General features: G+C 63.2%; 18 protein-coding genes. 3 read left to right on the top strand and 15 right to left on the bottom strand.

Annotation, left to right across the window (positions count from 1 at the left end; translation table 11 throughout):
- Nucleotides 1-9 precede the first annotated feature (9 nt).
- Together AC3QLZ_RS01625 and rpoE are read right to left on the bottom strand one after the other, a co-directional pair.
- Nucleotides 10-441, bottom strand: coding sequence for a SoxR reducing system RseC family protein (locus tag AC3QLZ_RS01625; protein ID WP_014237506.1), 432 nt, complete (start codon nt 439-441; stop codon nt 10-12).
- A gap of 112 nt (nt 442-553) precedes the next feature.
- A complete protein-coding gene (rpoE, locus tag AC3QLZ_RS01620) occupies nt 554-1,153 on the bottom strand; it encodes an RNA polymerase sigma factor RpoE (RefSeq protein ID WP_014237505.1) in 600 nt (199 codons plus the stop codon).
- Between the two features lie 282 nt (nt 1,154-1,435).
- On the opposite strand from rpoE, the gene nadB reads away from it, so the two are divergent.
- Nucleotides 1,436-3,013 carry an L-aspartate oxidase gene (nadB, locus tag AC3QLZ_RS01615; protein ID WP_014237504.1) on the top strand — a complete coding sequence of 526 codons (1,578 nt, stop codon included), beginning with the start codon at nt 1,436-1,438 and terminating at the stop codon, nt 3,011-3,013.
- Here nadB and AC3QLZ_RS01610 read toward each other — a convergent pair.
- The 9 genes from AC3QLZ_RS01610 to AC3QLZ_RS01570 form a co-directional block, all read right to left on the bottom strand.
- Nucleotides 2,991-3,440 carry a protein YgfX gene (locus AC3QLZ_RS01610; RefSeq protein ID WP_043798162.1) on the bottom strand — a complete coding sequence of 150 codons (450 nt, stop codon included), beginning with the start codon at nt 3,438-3,440 and terminating at the stop codon, nt 2,991-2,993. The two genes, nadB and AC3QLZ_RS01610, sit on opposite strands and share 23 nt — an antisense overlap.
- A gap of 14 nt (nt 3,441-3,454) precedes the next feature.
- Entirely contained in the window at nt 3,455-4,687 is a 1,233-nt protein-coding gene (gene fabF, locus AC3QLZ_RS01605; protein ID WP_014237502.1) for a beta-ketoacyl-ACP synthase II, read from the bottom strand.
- Between the two features lie 126 nt (nt 4,688-4,813).
- A complete protein-coding gene (gene acpP, locus AC3QLZ_RS01600; protein ID WP_014237501.1) occupies nt 4,814-5,050 on the bottom strand; it encodes an acyl carrier protein in 237 nt (78 codons plus the stop codon).
- A gap of 101 nt (nt 5,051-5,151) precedes the next feature.
- The gene (gene fabG, locus AC3QLZ_RS01595; RefSeq protein ID WP_014237500.1) at nt 5,152-5,892 is read right to left on the bottom strand and encodes a 3-oxoacyl-ACP reductase FabG; all 741 of its coding nucleotides are present in this window, start codon (nt 5,890-5,892) and stop codon (nt 5,152-5,154) included.
- A 4-nt stretch (nt 5,893-5,896) separates the two neighbouring features.
- Entirely contained in the window at nt 5,897-6,823 is a 927-nt protein-coding gene (gene fabD, locus AC3QLZ_RS01590) for an ACP S-malonyltransferase (RefSeq protein WP_014237499.1), read from the bottom strand.
- Between the two features lie 30 nt (nt 6,824-6,853).
- Nucleotides 6,854-7,813 (bottom strand): beta-ketoacyl-ACP synthase III, encoded by a 960-nt coding sequence (locus AC3QLZ_RS01585; RefSeq protein WP_014237498.1) that lies wholly within the window; start codon nt 7,811-7,813, stop codon nt 6,854-6,856.
- 1 nt (nt 7,814) lies between these two features.
- A complete protein-coding gene (gene plsX, locus AC3QLZ_RS01580) occupies nt 7,815-8,855 on the bottom strand; it encodes a phosphate acyltransferase PlsX (RefSeq protein ID WP_130458480.1) in 1,041 nt (346 codons plus the stop codon).
- Between the two features lie 77 nt (nt 8,856-8,932).
- Entirely contained in the window at nt 8,933-9,112 is a 180-nt protein-coding gene (gene rpmF / locus AC3QLZ_RS01575; RefSeq protein WP_014237496.1) for a 50S ribosomal protein L32, read from the bottom strand.
- A 20-nt stretch (nt 9,113-9,132) separates the two neighbouring features.
- Nucleotides 9,133-9,609, bottom strand: a complete 477-nt coding sequence (locus tag AC3QLZ_RS01570) for a YceD family protein (RefSeq protein ID WP_197739048.1) — start codon at nt 9,607-9,609, stop codon at nt 9,133-9,135.
- Nucleotides 9,610-9,789: 180 nt separating this feature from the next.
- On the opposite strand from AC3QLZ_RS01570, the gene AC3QLZ_RS01565 reads away from it, so the two are divergent.
- Both AC3QLZ_RS01565 and AC3QLZ_RS01560 read left to right on the top strand, forming a co-directional pair.
- The gene (locus AC3QLZ_RS01565) at nt 9,790-10,383 is read left to right on the top strand and encodes a Maf family nucleotide pyrophosphatase (RefSeq protein ID WP_014237494.1); all 594 of its coding nucleotides are present in this window, start codon (nt 9,790-9,792) and stop codon (nt 10,381-10,383) included.
- Nucleotides 10,384-10,395: 12 nt separating this feature from the next.
- Nucleotides 10,396-11,124, top strand: coding sequence for an SAM-dependent methyltransferase (locus AC3QLZ_RS01560; RefSeq protein ID WP_014237493.1), 729 nt, complete (start codon nt 10,396-10,398; stop codon nt 11,122-11,124).
- A 9-nt stretch (nt 11,125-11,133) separates the two neighbouring features.
- On the opposite strand, the gene AC3QLZ_RS01555 is transcribed toward AC3QLZ_RS01560, so the two are convergent.
- The 4 genes from AC3QLZ_RS01555 to AC3QLZ_RS01540 are packed head-to-tail and all read right to left on the bottom strand — an operon-like array spanning nt 11,134 to nt 14,091.
- Nucleotides 11,134-12,120 carry a S49 family peptidase gene (locus AC3QLZ_RS01555; RefSeq protein ID WP_014237492.1) on the bottom strand — a complete coding sequence of 329 codons (987 nt, stop codon included), beginning with the start codon at nt 12,118-12,120 and terminating at the stop codon, nt 11,134-11,136.
- Between the two features lie 6 nt (nt 12,121-12,126).
- Complete coding sequence (locus tag AC3QLZ_RS01550) at nt 12,127-12,477, bottom strand: Rieske (2Fe-2S) protein (RefSeq protein ID WP_014237491.1); 351 nt, start codon at nt 12,475-12,477, stop codon at nt 12,127-12,129.
- The gene (locus tag AC3QLZ_RS01545) at nt 12,456-13,112 is read right to left on the bottom strand and encodes an HAD-IA family hydrolase (RefSeq protein WP_014237490.1); all 657 of its coding nucleotides are present in this window, start codon (nt 13,110-13,112) and stop codon (nt 12,456-12,458) included. The genes AC3QLZ_RS01550 and AC3QLZ_RS01545 overlap by 22 nt, the downstream gene beginning before the upstream one ends.
- On the bottom strand, nt 13,096-14,091 hold the full coding sequence (locus AC3QLZ_RS01540; protein WP_014237489.1) for an RluA family pseudouridine synthase: 996 nt from the start codon (nt 14,089-14,091) through the stop codon (nt 13,096-13,098). Before AC3QLZ_RS01540 ends, AC3QLZ_RS01545 begins: the two co-directional genes overlap by 17 nt.
- Nucleotides 14,092-14,478: the final 387 nt, after the last annotated feature.

Genomic DNA, 14,478 nt, shown 5'->3' with positions numbered 1-14,478 from the left:
GGGGATACCTCAGAGACGTTGGCGGATGACTGGCTGAAAACGGGGAGACTGGGCATCCCTGGCCTGCAGGCGACGCGCCAGGAACCAGGCCAGGAACCCTCCGAACAGGGCGCCTGCGGCAGCAGCCGCGTCCCGGGCCCCGGGCATGAGCGCGGCGCCGGCCACGGCGCCGAGCACCAGCAACGCCAGGGGCAGCAGGTAGAGCACCAGGACGCTGTGGGAGACGGCACCGTCCGGCACCCCCACCACGACCTTCTCGCCCACCTTCACGCCCAGCGGATTGAGTACGCGAAAGTGGCGCGGCCCGTGACAGAAAAGCTGGGAGGCATTGTTGCCGCCGCAACCGCCCTGCTCATGGCAGCGCCCGCAACCGCCCTGACTGGCCTCCACCAGGGCATAGTCGCCTTCCAGCGCAGTCACGGTTGCTTGGGTTTCAATCATGGGGAAAGCTCAAACATGTGGGAAAAGGAATTTTGCCCGCCTTTGCACCAGGCCATCACGGCTGACGAAGTCCCGGACCGGAGAAGGAATCCGGCGGCGGCAGCGCGACAGCCTACCAGCGCCGGTCGGGAGTGGTGTCGAGCAGGGGACGCAGCTTGGTCGCCACCGCCTCCCGGGCCCGGAAGATGCGGGAACGGATGGTGCCGATGGGACAATCCATGATCTTGGCGATTTCTTCGTAGCTCAGGCCTTCAAGCTCCCGCAGCATGATGGCGGTACGCAATTCTTCCGGCAGGGCATCCATGGCCGCATTCACCGTCTCGCCGATCTGCTTGGAGAGCAGCAGGTTCTCCGGCGTGTTGATGTCCCGCAGCTGCTCGCCGTCATCGAAGGTTTCCGCCTCTTCGGAGTCGAACTCGGTGGAAGTGGGCGCCCGGCGGCCCTGGGCCACCAGATAGTTCTTGGCCGTATTGATGCCGATACGGTACAGCCAGGTGTAGAACGCGCTGTCGCCGCGGAAGGAAGGCAAGGCCCGGTAAGCCTTGATGAAGGCTTCCTGGGCCACGTCTTCCACCTCGGCCGGGTCACGGATGAATCGGGACAGGAGGCGGCCCAGCTTGCGCTGGTACTTGGCCACCAGCAGCTCGAAGGCCTTTTTGTCGCCGGATTGCGCCCGCTCGACCAGCTTTTGGTCAATCTCGCGTTCGCTCATGCTGTATGAATACCTTTGTAAGGATTAGGGGTGATGGCGGAAAAGCACCTCATCGCGCTCCATCGCACACCACAGGCAGCCGAAGTATAACGCAAGCCACGCCGGGCCACGACCCACCCGCCCCGTGGGGAAATCCCGTAAGCCGCCGCGAGCCGCCAGCCCGGATGCGGCAACGGCCGGCCTACAAGCCCCGGCGCCCCTCTCGTGCTATAGTTGTCAGCCCTACGGTCCCCGCGGTCCAGTTCGGTCGCGGATGCAAGCCGCACACCAAGAAAGCGCATCGTGGTCCAGCATTTTGACGTACTCATCATCGGCAGCGGCCTGGCAGGACAGTCCGCCGCCCTTCGCCTGGCGGACACCCACAAGGTCGGCCTCATCAGCAAGCGCAGCCTGGAAGACAGTGCCAGCGCCTGGGCCCAGGGCGGCATTGCCGCCGTGCTGGACAGCCAGGATTCCATCGAAGCCCACATCCGCGACACCTTCGAAGCCGGCGGCCACCTCAACGGCGCCAAGGCCACCCGCTACGTCGTCGAAAACGGGCGGCGGGCCATCGACTGGCTGATCGAGCAGGGCGTCCCCTTCACCAAGGACGAAAAGGGCTACCACCTGACCCGGGAAGGCGGCCACAGCACCCGCCGGGTCATCCACGTGGCCGATGCCACCGGCCTGGCGGTACAGGACACCCTGACGCGCAAGGTGCGCCAGCATCCCAACATCACGGTGCTGGAACAGCACATCGCCATCGACCTCATCACCGGCGCCAAGCTGGGCCTGGCTGAGCAGCGCTGCTACGGCGCCTATGCCCTGGACACCCGCAGCGGCGAAGTCAGCACCATCGGCGCCCAGGCCACCATGATTGCCACCGGCGGCGCCGGCAAGGTCTACCTCTACACCACCAATCCGGACACCTCCACCGGCGACGGCATTGCCATGGCCTGGCGGGCCGGATGCCGGGTGGCCAACATGGAATTCATCCAGTTCCATCCCACCTGCCTTTACCACCCTCAGGCCAAATCCTTCCTCATTTCCGAGGCGGTACGGGGCGAGGGCGGCATTCTGCGCCTGCCGGACGGCACCCGCTTCATGCCCGACCATGACCCGCGGGCGGAACTGGCGCCGCGGGACGTGGTGGCCCGGGCCATCGACTTCGAGATGAAAAAGCGGGGCCTGGATTGCGTTTTCCTGGACATTTCCCACAAGCCCAAGGAATTCCTGCTGGAGCACTTCCCCAACATCCACGCCCGTTGCCTGGAACTGGGCATCGACATCAGCAAGGACCCGATCCCGGTGGTGCCGGCCGCCCACTACACCTGCGGCGGCATCATCACCGACCTCAAGGCCCGCACCGACATCGCCGGCCTCTACGCCGCCGGCGAAGCCTCCTGCTCCGGCCTGCACGGCGCAAACCGTCTCGCCTCCAACTCCCTGCTGGAATGCGTGGTCTTCTCCGAAGCGGCCGTGGCCGACATCAAGGCCCAGCCCAAGGTCGCCATCCCTGCCCTGCCCCAGTGGGATGAAAGCCGGGTTTCCGACCCGGATGAGGAAATCGTCATTTCCCACAACTGGGATGAACTGCGCCGCTTCATGTGGGACTACGTCGGCATCGTGCGCACCACCAAGCGCCTGCAGCGGGCCCAGCACCGCATCCGCCTGCTGATGCGGGAAATCAACGAGTTCTACACCCACTTCCGGGTCAGCCACGACCTCATTGAACTGCGCAATCTGGTGGTGACGGCCGACCTGATCGTCCGCTGCGCCCTCAAACGTAAGGAAAGCCGCGGCCTGCACTTCAGCCGCGACTACCCCGGACTGCTGCCCAAGCCGCGCAACACCATCCTCAGAAAATCCCGTCGTCCCTGATTTTGGCCCGCCAGCCCAGCCACACCCGCAACTGGCGGAACGACGCCTCGTCGGCCAGGCTGTCCGCCAGCAGGCACACGGCATGGGGACGGGACCAGGTCCCGTCCTCCTGCTCCAGGCGATAGCGCAGCACTACCAGATGACGCCAGCAAGTCCCCGGCAGCAACCGCAGCCGGGGACTTTCCTTTTCCCCCTGACCCCAGGCCAGCTCCCCCTTCTGCCCCAGGCGTACCCAGGCCGGATGCCGCCCATAGTGGCGCCGCAGGGCGAAGGCCAGGGAAACGAGCAGCAAGGCCAGCAGGCCAAGCGTCGCCCATATATTCCAGCCCAAAATGAAAACGCCGCCAGAAGCGGCGGCGTGCAAGGCAACGAGCAGCATTGCCAGGCGGCGGGAGGGTTGTAGTTGCAGAAGCAGCGGCAACCTCATCCCGTTGGTCTCGCTCAGATGCGCTTGAACACCAGGGAACCGTTGGTGCCGCCGAAGCCGAAGTTGTTCTTCAGGGCCACGTCGATCTTCATTTCCCGAGCCGTGTTGGCACAGTAGTCCAGATCACATTCCGGATCCTGCTCGAAAATGTTGATGGTGGGCGGGGAAACCTGGTGATGGACCGCCAGGACGCTGAAGATGGACTCGATGCCGCCGGCGCCGCCCAGCAGGTGGCCGGTCATGGACTTGGTGGAATTCACCACCAGGCCCTTGGCGGCATCGCCGAAGGCCAGCTTGATGGCATCGGTTTCGTTCTTGTCGCCCAGGGGCGTGGAAGTACCATGGGCATTCAGGTACTGCACCTGGTCAGGGTTCACGCCGGCATTGCGCAGGGCATTGAGCATGGAACGCTTCGGACCATCAGTGCTGGGAGCGGTCATGTGGTAAGCATCGCCGCTCATGCCGTAGCCTGCCAGCTCCGCATAAATGCGGGCGCCCCGGGCCTTGGCGTGCTCATACTCTTCCAGCACCATGGCGCCGCCACCCTCGCCCAGCACGAAGCCGTCACGATCCTTGTCCCAGGGCCGGCTGGCGGTGGTGGGATCGTCATTGCGGGTGGACAGGGCCCGGGCAGCGCAGAAGCCACCCATGCCCAGGGGGGTCACGGTGGACTCGGCACCGCCGGCAATCATCACGTCGGCATCGCCGTACTCGATGAGGCGGGCAGCTTCGCCGATGTTGTGGGTGCCGGTGGTGCAGGCGGTCACCACGGCGATATTGGGACCCTTGTAGCCATACAGGATGGACAGGTTGCCGGAGATCATGTTGATGATCGAACCGGGAACGAAGAAGGGGGAAATCTTGCGCACACCGCCGGCGATGTAATCGTCCTTGGTGTTCTCGATCAGGGGCAGGCCACCGATGCCGGAACCGATCGCCACGCCGATGCGCTCCGCATCGACCGGATTGGCTTCAAGCCCGGCATCCTTGATGGCCTGGATGCCGGCCGCCATGCCGTAATGGATGAAGGTATCCATGCGGCGGGCGTCCTTGGCGGAAATGTAGGTGCCGATATCGAAGTTCTTCACTTCCCCGGCAATGCGGGTGGGGAAAGTGGATGCATCGAACTTGGTGATGGCAGTAATACCGGAGCGACCGGCCAGGAGGTTTTGCCAAGCTTCTTCAACGCTGTTACCGACCGGGGAAACAAGCCCCAGCCCGGTGATGACGACGCGACGACGTGCCAACTTTAGCTCCGGAAAGAATGAGGGGAGAGGTGATACAGAATACTGCAGAAGGGCGGGCTCCCTGCATCAATGCTGGACCGGCGCCACGAAGGCGCCGGTTGGCAGGGAAGTCCCGTACCCGGGTGATTACTTCTTGTGGGACAGAACGTAATCGATGGCTTGTTGCACGGTGGTGATCTTCTCGGCGTCTTCGTCGGGGATCTCGGTCTCGAATTCTTCTTCGAGGGCCATCACCAGCTCGACGGTATCCAGAGAGTCGGCACCCAGGTCATCCACAAAGGAGGACTCGGTCTTGATGTCGGCTTCGTTGACGCCCAGTTGCTCGGCAACGATCTTCTTAACGCGCTGTTCCAGGTTTTCCATTCAGGACTCCTTCCCTGTTATCGGGTATCAGACAAACTTGCTTATTTTACCAAAACGCCCCGCGCTTACAAAACGCGGGATCCTCAGGCGGAAAACCGCCATTAATCCATATACATACCGCCGTTGACATGGATGGTGCTGCCGGTCACGTAGCCTGCGGCCGGGGAGGCCAGGAAGGCTACGGCGGCGGCGATGTCCTCCGGGCTGCCGAGGCGGCCCAGGGGAATGTTACCCAGCAAACCTTCTTTCTGCTTGTCGTCCAGAGCCTTGGTCATGTCGGTATCGATGAAGCCAGGCGCGACGCAGTTGACCGTGATGTTGCGGCTGCCCAGCTCCCGGGCCAGGGAACGGGTCATGCCGGAAACGCCGGCCTTGGCCGCGCAGTAATTGGCCTGCCCCGGATTGCCGGCATGGCCGACCACGGAAGTGATATTGATGATGCGGCCGGCGCGGGCCTTCATCATGCCGCGCATGACGGCCTTGGAAAGGCGGAAGACGGCCTTCAGGTTGGTGTCGATGACCGCATCCCACTCGTCGTCCTTCATGCGCATGGCCAGGTTGTCCCGGGTGATGCCGGCATTGTTGACGAGAATGGAGACTGCGCCGAACTCCTTTTCCAGAGCGGCGATCAGGGCGTCCACCTGGGCTTGGTCACGCACTTCGAGGAGCGCACCGCGCCCCTTGGCGCCGGCCTCGGCAAGGTAGGCGGAAATCTTGCCAGCACCGTCGTCGCTGGTGGCGGTGCCAACCACGGTGGCGCCCAGGCGGGCCAGTTCCAGAGCCACTGCCTTGCCGATACCCCGGGAAGCGCCGGTAACGAGGGCAATTTGTCCTTGCAGCATGGTTTTACTCCAGGTTGATATTGGCTTCGATGGCAGCCAGGTCGGCCAGGGCCACACCATTGACGCCATCGGCACAGCGCTTGGTCAGGCCGGCCAGCACCTTGCCGGGACCGCATTCTGCCACCACGGTGACGCCCATGGCAGCCATTTTCTGGATCGTCTCGACCCAGCGCACCGGATTATAGGCCTGACGCACCAGGGCATCGCGAATACGGGCCGGATCGCTTTCCACGGCCACATCCACGTTATTGACCACGGGAATACGGGGCGCCTGCAATTCCAGTTCAGCCAGACGCAGGGCCAGCTTGTCAGCCGCCGGGCGGATCAGGGAGGAATGGAACGGGGCGGACACCGGCAGGGCCACGGCGCGCTTGGCGCCCTTGGTCTTGCACACTTCCATGGCCCGTTCCACGGCGGCCTTGTGGCCGGCGATGACGGTCTGGCCGGCAGCGTTGAAATTCACCGGCTCCACCACCTCGCCCTGGGCCGCTTCGGCACAGGCGGCGCGGATGCCGTCGTCGTCCAGGCCGAGAATGGCGGCCATGGCGCCGGTGCCAAGAGGCACGGCCTCCTGCATGGCAGCAGCCCGCAGCCGCACCAGGGGCACGGCGTCCTTGAACTGCAGGACGCCGGCAGCCACCAGGGCGGAATACTCACCCAGACTGTGGCCGGCGACAACGGCCGGCATCTTGCCACCCTTGTCCAGCCACAGGCGCCAGGCAGCGATGCCGGCGGTCAGCATGACAGGCTGGGTATTCACCGTCTGGGACAGCACTTCGGCCGGACCTTCGGCCACCATCTGCCACAGGTCTTCGCCCAAGGCGGCGGATGCTTCATCGAACGTGGCACGGACCACGGCGGAGTCGCCGTAGGCCGCCATCATGCCGACTGCCTGGGAACCTTGACCGGGAAATACGAACGCAAAAGCCATGGGAATTAACCTCTGAGAGCTTGAATGCAGTTAGAACTGGAACAGCACGGCGCCCCAGGTGAAGCCGCCGCCGACGCCTTCCAGCAGCACCTTCTGTCCGCGCTGGATGCGTCCGTCGCGCACTGCCGTATCCAGCGCCAGGGGTACGGATGCAGCGGAAGTATTGCCGTGGCGGTCCACGGTCACCACCACCTTGTCGCTGGGGATGCCCAGCTTCTTGCCGGTGGAATCGATGATGCGCAGATTGGCCTGGTGCGGCACCAGCCAATCCACATCGGAAGTCGCCACCCCGGCGGCCGCGCAGGTCTCGGCCGCCACGTCGGCAAGGACGCGCACGGCGAACTTGAACACGGCCTGGCCATCCATGCGCAGGAAGGGATCGCCGATCACCGCACCGCCGGCCACATTGCCGGGCACCGAAAGAATGCCATGGTGGCTGCCGTCCGCATGCAGGGCGGTGGCAAGGATGCCGGGTGCATCGGAGGCTTCCAGCACCACGGCACCGGCGCCGTCGCCGAAGAGCACGCAGGTACCCCGGTCGTTCCAGTCCAGGATGCGGGAGAAAACTTCGGCGCCAACCACCAGTGCCTTCTTGTGGGAGCCCGAACGGACGAACTTTTCCGCAATGCTCAGTGCATAGACAAAGCCGGCGCAGACGGCCTGCACGTCGAAGCAGGTTGCCCCCTTGTTGCCCAGTTTGCTCTGCAGCAGACAGGCGGTGCTGGGGAAGATGAAATCGGGAGTGGAGGTGGCGACGATGATCAGGTCCAACTCGGCGGCATCCACGCCGGCCATCTCCAGGGCCCGGCGAGCCGCTTCGAAGCCGAGATCGCTGGAGGTCTGGCCGGGTTCCGCCAGGTGCCGATTACGAATACCGGTACGGGTGGCAATCCATTCGTCGCTGGTATCGACCCCGCGGGCCACCAGATCGTCGTTGCTCACGGCCTGGGCCGGCAGATAGCTGCCGACCCCGGTAATCTTGGCATACATATTAGGCAGACTCCTGGGCCGCTACGGCAGCCGCTTGAGAGGAACTGGAAACGTGACGGGCAACCTGGTCGGCAATGCGGCTCAACACCTGCCCCCTTGCTTCCTCGGCAGCCCGTTCGATGGCGTGGCGGAAACCGTAGGCATCGGCCGAGCCATGGCTCTTGACGACGATGCCCTTGAGCCCGAGCAGGCTGGCGCCGTTGTAGCGACGATGATCGACGCGGCGCTTGAAGCCCTTGAGCACCGGTAGCGCCAGAAGGGCAACCAGCTTGGTAAAGAGGTTGCGCCCAAACTCCTGACGCAGGAAGGTGGACAACATCTGGGCCAGACCTTCGGACGTCTTGAGGGCCACGTTACCGACAAAGCCGTCACAAACCACGACTTCGGCCTCGCCCTTGTACACGCCATCACCTTCGACGTTACCGATGAAGTTGAGACCCGAATTGCGCAGCAACTCGGCGGCCTGCTTGACCACCTCATTGCCCTTGATGTCTTCTTCGCCGATGTTGAGAATGCCCACCGTCGGCTGCTCGCGGTGATCCACGGCGGCCACCAGCATGGCCCCCATGATGCCGAACTGCAGCAGGTGCTCCGGCGAGCAGTCCACGTTGGCCCCCATGTCCAACACATGGACATGGCCCTTGACCGTGGGCAGCACGGCGCAGATGGCCGGCCGGTCGATACCGGGCAACATTTTCAGGACGAAACGGGAAATGGCCATCAGGGCCCCCGTATTGCCGGCGGAAATACAGGCGTCCGCCTCCCCCTCCTTGACCAGGTTGATGGCAACCCGCATGGAAGAGTCTTTTTTGTTGCGCAGGGCCAGGGCCGGCGGCTCGTCCATGGCCACCACTTCGGATGCGTGGCGGATGGCGACCCGTTCCGGCACGGGAGCAGGCAGGATCGCCCGGAGTTTTTCCTCCAGGCCGACCAAAATGACACGGGCGTCCGCGTTGCGGCTCAAGAAGTCGAGCGCAGCCGGCACGGTGACGTTGGGACCGTGGTCCCCGCCCATGCAATCGATAGCAATGGTGATTCCCATCCGAGGACTCGAATTGGGTAAAAGAAAAGGCAGGCAGTCCTCCCCTCGCGGGGAACTGCCTGCCTCGTCTAAGGGGATTACTCGCCCTTAGCCTTGGTGACCTTCTTGCCGCGGTAGAAACCGTTGGGGCTGATGTGGTGACGCAGGTGCACTTCGCCGGTGGTGGGTTCAACGGCGGTAGCGGGGGTGGTCAGGAAGTCGTGGGAACGATGCATGCCACGCTTGGACGGGGACTTTTTGTTCTGTTGAACGGCCATAACTAGCTCCTAAAAAATCATTAAGCCTTACCCTTGAGGCCGGCAAGCACGGCGAAGGGAGATTCCTTCACCGATTTCTCGCCGCCTCCGGGGAGGCTGCAACTATCGTGACGCGGCACCACCGGCAGGGCGAGAATGACCTCGTCCTCGATCAGCGCCAGTACATCGAGTTTCTTTTCCGCCGGGAGAAAGTCCCTGGAATCATCTTCCAGATCCTCCTGGGTCAGATCGGCCTCACTTTCCACCAACTCGAGTACGGACTCGACGTGAAGCGGAAAATCCAGGCGCTCCATGCAGCGCTGACAACGCAGCGGCACGAAGCCATCCAACTGCAGCAGCAACTGGGACTTGCCCAGCGCGCCGATCCGGCCGGTAAGCCGGTAGTGCACACTACCGCTGACTTCCGTCAGCAGATCATGCACCCGGGGCATGTCGGCCATGGCGAGATCACCTTCCAAACGACGGGCGTCACGCGCAAAAGCCAGACTATCGATCACAACCTGTTGCGACATAAGGCGCGGATGATATTATTTTCGGCTTTGCATGTCAAAGAAAAACGCGGGCCGAAATTAGGGTTTCAACAACAAAGGCAAAGACTTATCCGCGTTTTCTACCGCACCGCCTCATTCCCCCTCATGGGCAGCGCTCTTCTGCCCGAATTCACCTCTCCATTTCTAATGCCCACTCTGCCCCAGCCCGCCCTGATTCTGGCTTCCACCTCCCCTTTTCGCCGGGAACTCCTGGCCCGCCTGCGCCTGCCCTTTGCCACGGAAAACCCAGCAGTAGACGAAACCCCGCTCGCAGGCGAGAGCCCGGAGCAGACCGCACTGCGCCTTTCCGAAGCCAAGGCCAGGGCCGTGGCTGCCCAACACCCCGATGCACTGATCATCGGCAGCGACCAGGTGGCCTGCCTGGATGGGCAGGTTTTCGGAAAACCGGGCAACCATGAGCGTGCCGTGGCACAACTGCAGCAGATGCGGGGACGCACGGTTAATTTCTATACCGGCCTGTGCCTCTACAACAGCAGCACCGGTCGCACCCAGATCCGGGGCATCCCGACCCTGGTCACCTTCCGCCAGCTGAGCGACGGCGAGATCGAGCGCTACCTGCGCGCCGAGACTCCCTACAACTGCGCCGGCAGCGCCAAGGCCGAAGGGCTGGGCATCAGCCTCATCGCCAAAATGGAGGGGGACGATCCCAACGCCCTCATCGGACTGCCCCTGATCGCCCTCTGCGACATGCTGAGAGCCGAAGCCTTCCCTATTCTTTAAGGACGCATCGCCATGAGCGCCCCCCAGCCCCTCCCTCGCGGCACCCTCTTCCTAATTCCGGTACCTCTGGGTCCCACCCCTCCCGCTGCGGTTCTGCCCACCCCCGTCTGCGAACAGGCCAGGCAGTTGCGGCACTTCATTGCCGAGAACGCCAAAAGTGCCCGGGCATTTCTCAAAAGCCTGGAGATTTCGGTCCCCCTGCAGGAAATCCAGATTCAGGAATTGAACGAGCACACCCGGGCCAATGCCCTGGAAGGGCTGCTGCAACCATTACGCCAGGGATTTGACGTGGGCCTGGTATCGGAAGCGGGGTGCCCGGGCGTTGCCGACCCGGGCGCCGACCTGATTCGCCTGGCCCAGCAGGAAGGCATCACCGTCGTGCCGCTGATCGGCCCCTCTTCCCTGCTGTTGGCCCTGATGGGGTCCGGCCTGTGCGGCCAGCGCTTCGCCTTTCACGGCTACCTGCCGGCCAAGGAAGATGAGCGCAGCAAGCGCCTCAAGGCGCTGGAGCAGGAATCCCGGCGCCAGAACCAGACCCAGATGTTCATCGAGACGCCCTATCGCAACACCCAGATGCTCAACAGCCTGCTGCAACACCTGGCGCCCTCCACCCTGCTCTGCCTGGCCAGCAGCCTGACCCTGCCCCAACAGCGCCTACGCACCCTGAGCGTGGCCCAGTGGCGCAAGGAAGAAGATCCCGTCGCCAAGGAGCCGACGGTTTTCCTCTTCCTTTCCGTCTAGGATCGGTACTTAACGGGCCTGGGGCTGGCTGGCCTGCCCCAGGGCCTTGACCGCCCCTTGCACCATGTCGGCACCAAAACGTTTGGCAAAGCGCTCGGCGATGTTTTCCTTCTGGGTGTAGTCCATCACCTTTTCGGCCTTGATTACATCCCTGGCCACACTGCTCACCGTGCCAAAGTCGTCAGCCAGACCCAGCTCGATGCTGCGGGCACCGGTCCACACCAGGCCGGAGAACATGTCCGGGGTTTCCTTGAGACGCTGGCCACGCCCCTTCTTGACCACATCGATGAACTGCTTGTGGATTTCGCCGAGCATGGTCTGGGCCATCAGCTTCTGCTTCGGGTCCTGGGGCGAGAAGGGATCGAGGAAGCCCTTGTTTTCGCCGGCAGTCAGCAGGCGCCGCTCCACGCCAAGCTTGTCCATGGTCCCGGTAAAACCGAAACCGTCCATCAACACGCCGATGGAACCCACCAGACTGGCCTTGTCCACGAAAATCTTGTCGGCCGCGGCAGCCACGTAATAGCCGCCGGAAGCACAAACATCCTCAACCACGACGTACAGGGGAATATCCGGGTACTTGCCGCGCAGGCGGCGGATTTCATCGTTGATGATGCCGGACTGGACCGGACTACCGCCGGGGCTGTTGATGCGCAGGATGACGCCGGCCGTACCCTTGTCCTCGAAAGCAGAGCGCAAGGCGGAATTGATCTTGTCCGCGCTGGCCTCGCCACTGGAATCAATGACCCCCTTCAGTTGCACCAGAGCGGTATGGCGGCCATCAGCCAGTTTTTCCGTATCACCCCAGTCAAACGCCAGCGCCAGGACTACCGTCAGATAAGCGAAACCCAGCAGCTTGAAGAAGATGCCCCAGCGACGCCGGGTCTTCTGCTCGGCCAGGGAGGCAAACGCCAGCTTTTCCAGGGTCTTCCGCTCCCAGGCTGCATCATTGCCGTGCTTGGGGCCAAAATCGGGAGGGGGCAAGGTCGGGGTATCCACGTTGGGTCAATCCGATTCAAGAAAATAAACAAGGCCATCCTGCTCAGTCACGGCCACCGGCGTCAGCCCCCGGCCATTGCAACGGCCGCCAAGGCAGGCGCCGGATTCCGGCGCGTAAAGAGCGCCATGGGTGGCGCAAACCAAGTATAGCTTCGAGTGATCGAAAAATTCGCCCGGCTGCCAATCCAGCTCGATGGGCACATGGGCGCAGCGGTTGAGATAGGCCCGCACCACACCGTCAAAGCGCACCGCAAATGCAGGAACATCACCGCCCGCGCGCGGCACGCTGAAACGCACGCCGGCGCCACCTTCGAGCAGATCGCCGGAGGCGCAAATCAGGCGTGGTGACGTAGCCATGCCGCCAGGTCTTCCAGCCGGGAGAAGGTTTCCAGGGGGCCATGGGCCAGCAGCACCTCGGGCTCATGGGCACCATAGCTGACCGCCAGGGCATCCACTCCCGCATTGCGCGCCATCTGCAAGTCATGGGTGGTGTCGCCGATCATGACCGTGCGCTCCGGGGCGACGGCCAGTTCCGCCATCAATTCTTCCAGCATCTGGGGATGGGGCTTGGAGAAGCACTCGTCGGCACAGCGGCTGGAGTGGAAATGGGGGCCCAGGCCACTGACCTTGAGGGCACGATCCAGCCCCAGCCGGCTCTTGCCGGTTGCCACGGCCAGCAGATGCCCGGCCGCCTCCAGTTCCCGCACCAGTTCCACGGCACCGGCAAACAGGGCCAGTTCGTGGTCCCGGGACAGATAATGATGGCGGTAGCGCTCCACCATCAGCGGATACTGGGCCGGTTCCAGGTCCGGCACGGCGCTGCGCAAGGCGTCCGACAGGCCCAGGCCGATCACATGGCGCGCCTGGGCATCGCTGGGCACCGGCAGCCCCAGATCGACACAGGCCGCCTGGACGGCGCTGACGATGGCTGCGGCGGAGTCGAGCAGGGTGCCATCCCAGTCGAAGACAACTAGATCAAAACGCTTCGCCATAATCCTGAACTTCACTTTCGGACAGATGATGCAGGAAACTGGCCAGGGCCGGCGGCAAGGGCGCCTCCAGGCTCATGGCTTCCTTGGTCAGGGGATGGGGAAAGCGCATTCTCCAGGCGTGAAGGAACATGCGTTTCAACCCTTCCCGCTGCAATTCCCGGTTCAGGGCGAAATCCCCATATTTGTCATCACCCAGGATGGGATATCCCAGGTGCGCCAGATGCACCCGTATCTGATGGGTGCGACCGCTCTTCAGTTCCGCTTCGAGCAGACTGAAACGCTGCCATCGGGCCACCAGGCGAAAAACCGTATGGGACGGCTTGCCCTCCGGATCGACCCGCACCCGGCGCTCGCCGTTGTCCAACAGATATTTGTGAAGCGCCTGCCGGCAATGGCGCAGCGGGTCCATCCAGCGCCCCTGCACCGCCACCAGATAGCGCTTGTCGGCGCCCCGCCCTGCCCCGCCTTCACGGAACATGTCGTGCAGGGCCGTCAGGGCCGAGCGCTTCTTCGCCACCAGGAGTATCCCGGAGGTTTCCCGGTCGAGACGGTGGGCCAGCTCCAGCAACTTGGCCTGGGGCCGCTGATGGCGCAGGGCCTCGATGACGCCGAAGGACACACCGCTCCCCCCATGGACCGCGATGCCGGCCGGCTTGTTTACAGCCAACAGGGCATCATCCTCATACAAAAGGGGCAAATCGGCCTTCACCGCCTGGCCGGCCACTTCGGCGGCCGCCACCTCATCCGGCCGGGCAGCAACCCGGATCGGCGGAATGCGCAGGATGTCGCCAGCCTGGATGCGATAGGCCGCATCGGCACGCTTGCTGTTAACGCGGACCTCGCCACTGCGGAGAATGCGGTAGATGTGGCTCTTGGGAACCCCCTTGCACACCCGCAGGAGGTAGTTGTCCAGGCGCTGGCCCTGCTCGTCTTCGCCGATGGTGGCCCGTGTTACGGAATTTTTGCTAACGTCGGGCATTTTGAATATACTGAAACGGATTTTCGTCTCGGCCTGAAAGAGGCGCTGCGCCGTGAGACCAGAAGGTTTTTCCCAGCCGCAACATGATTGCGCGGCATGCAAAATGGGAAACCATGAAATCCGGCAGGCCTTAAGCGGCCTCAACCCGTACCAACCTGTATGGGATCAAGCCAACGCAAATCGGAACTGGTTAAGTTCGCTCACCAAAAGTAGCGATACTACTTGATTTGCGCGCCCTAAGCACGCATCGGTACCCCCGAGCAGATTTCCCGGCCCCGGTTATTTCCGGGCCCGCCGAAAGATTTTTCAGCGAATTCAGGAACACATTTTCCTTTCACCATTAGTTGCACGCCCACAATGCGGACTCAAAAAGTACAACCCAACTAA

This window comes from Azospira sp. MPR-LB4 (assembly GCF_058809525.1).
This window is presented reverse-complemented; position numbering and strand designations above follow the sequence as displayed.

Excerpts from the sequence above, each read along its gene's own strand:
- AC3QLZ_RS01560 (WP_014237493.1), top strand. The coding sequence starts at position 10,396 with ATGAGCGCCCCCCAGCCCCTCCCTCGCGGCACCCTCTTCCTAATTCCG.
- AC3QLZ_RS01545 (WP_014237490.1), bottom strand. The coding sequence starts at position 13,112 with ATGGCGAAGCGTTTTGATCTAGTTGTCTTCGACTGGGATGGCACCCTG.
- rpmF (WP_014237496.1), bottom strand. The coding sequence starts at position 9,112 with ATGGCCGTTCAACAGAACAAAAAGTCCCCGTCCAAGCGTGGCATGCAT.
- plsX (WP_130458480.1), bottom strand. The coding sequence starts at position 8,855 with ATGGGAATCACCATTGCTATCGATTGCATGGGCGGGGACCACGGTCCC.
- fabG (WP_014237500.1), bottom strand. The coding sequence starts at position 5,892 with ATGCTGCAAGGACAAATTGCCCTCGTTACCGGCGCTTCCCGGGGTATC.
- AC3QLZ_RS01610 (WP_043798162.1), bottom strand. The coding sequence starts at position 3,440 with ATGAGGTTGCCGCTGCTTCTGCAACTACAACCCTCCCGCCGCCTGGCA.
- fabD (WP_014237499.1), bottom strand. The coding sequence starts at position 6,823 with ATGGCTTTTGCGTTCGTATTTCCCGGTCAAGGTTCCCAGGCAGTCGGC.
- acpP (WP_014237501.1), bottom strand. The coding sequence starts at position 5,050 with ATGGAAAACCTGGAACAGCGCGTTAAGAAGATCGTTGCCGAGCAACTG.
- rpoE (WP_014237505.1), bottom strand. The coding sequence starts at position 1,153 with ATGAGCGAACGCGAGATTGACCAAAAGCTGGTCGAGCGGGCGCAATCC.
- AC3QLZ_RS01565 (WP_014237494.1), top strand. The coding sequence starts at position 9,790 with ATGCCCACTCTGCCCCAGCCCGCCCTGATTCTGGCTTCCACCTCCCCT.
- AC3QLZ_RS01540 (WP_014237489.1), bottom strand. The coding sequence starts at position 14,091 with ATGCCCGACGTTAGCAAAAATTCCGTAACACGGGCCACCATCGGCGAA.
- AC3QLZ_RS01585 (WP_014237498.1), bottom strand. The coding sequence starts at position 7,813 with ATGTATGCCAAGATTACCGGGGTCGGCAGCTATCTGCCGGCCCAGGCC.
- AC3QLZ_RS01625 (WP_014237506.1), bottom strand. The coding sequence starts at position 441 with ATGATTGAAACCCAAGCAACCGTGACTGCGCTGGAAGGCGACTATGCC.
- AC3QLZ_RS01550 (WP_014237491.1), bottom strand. The coding sequence starts at position 12,477 with ATGGCTACGTCACCACGCCTGATTTGCGCCTCCGGCGATCTGCTCGAA.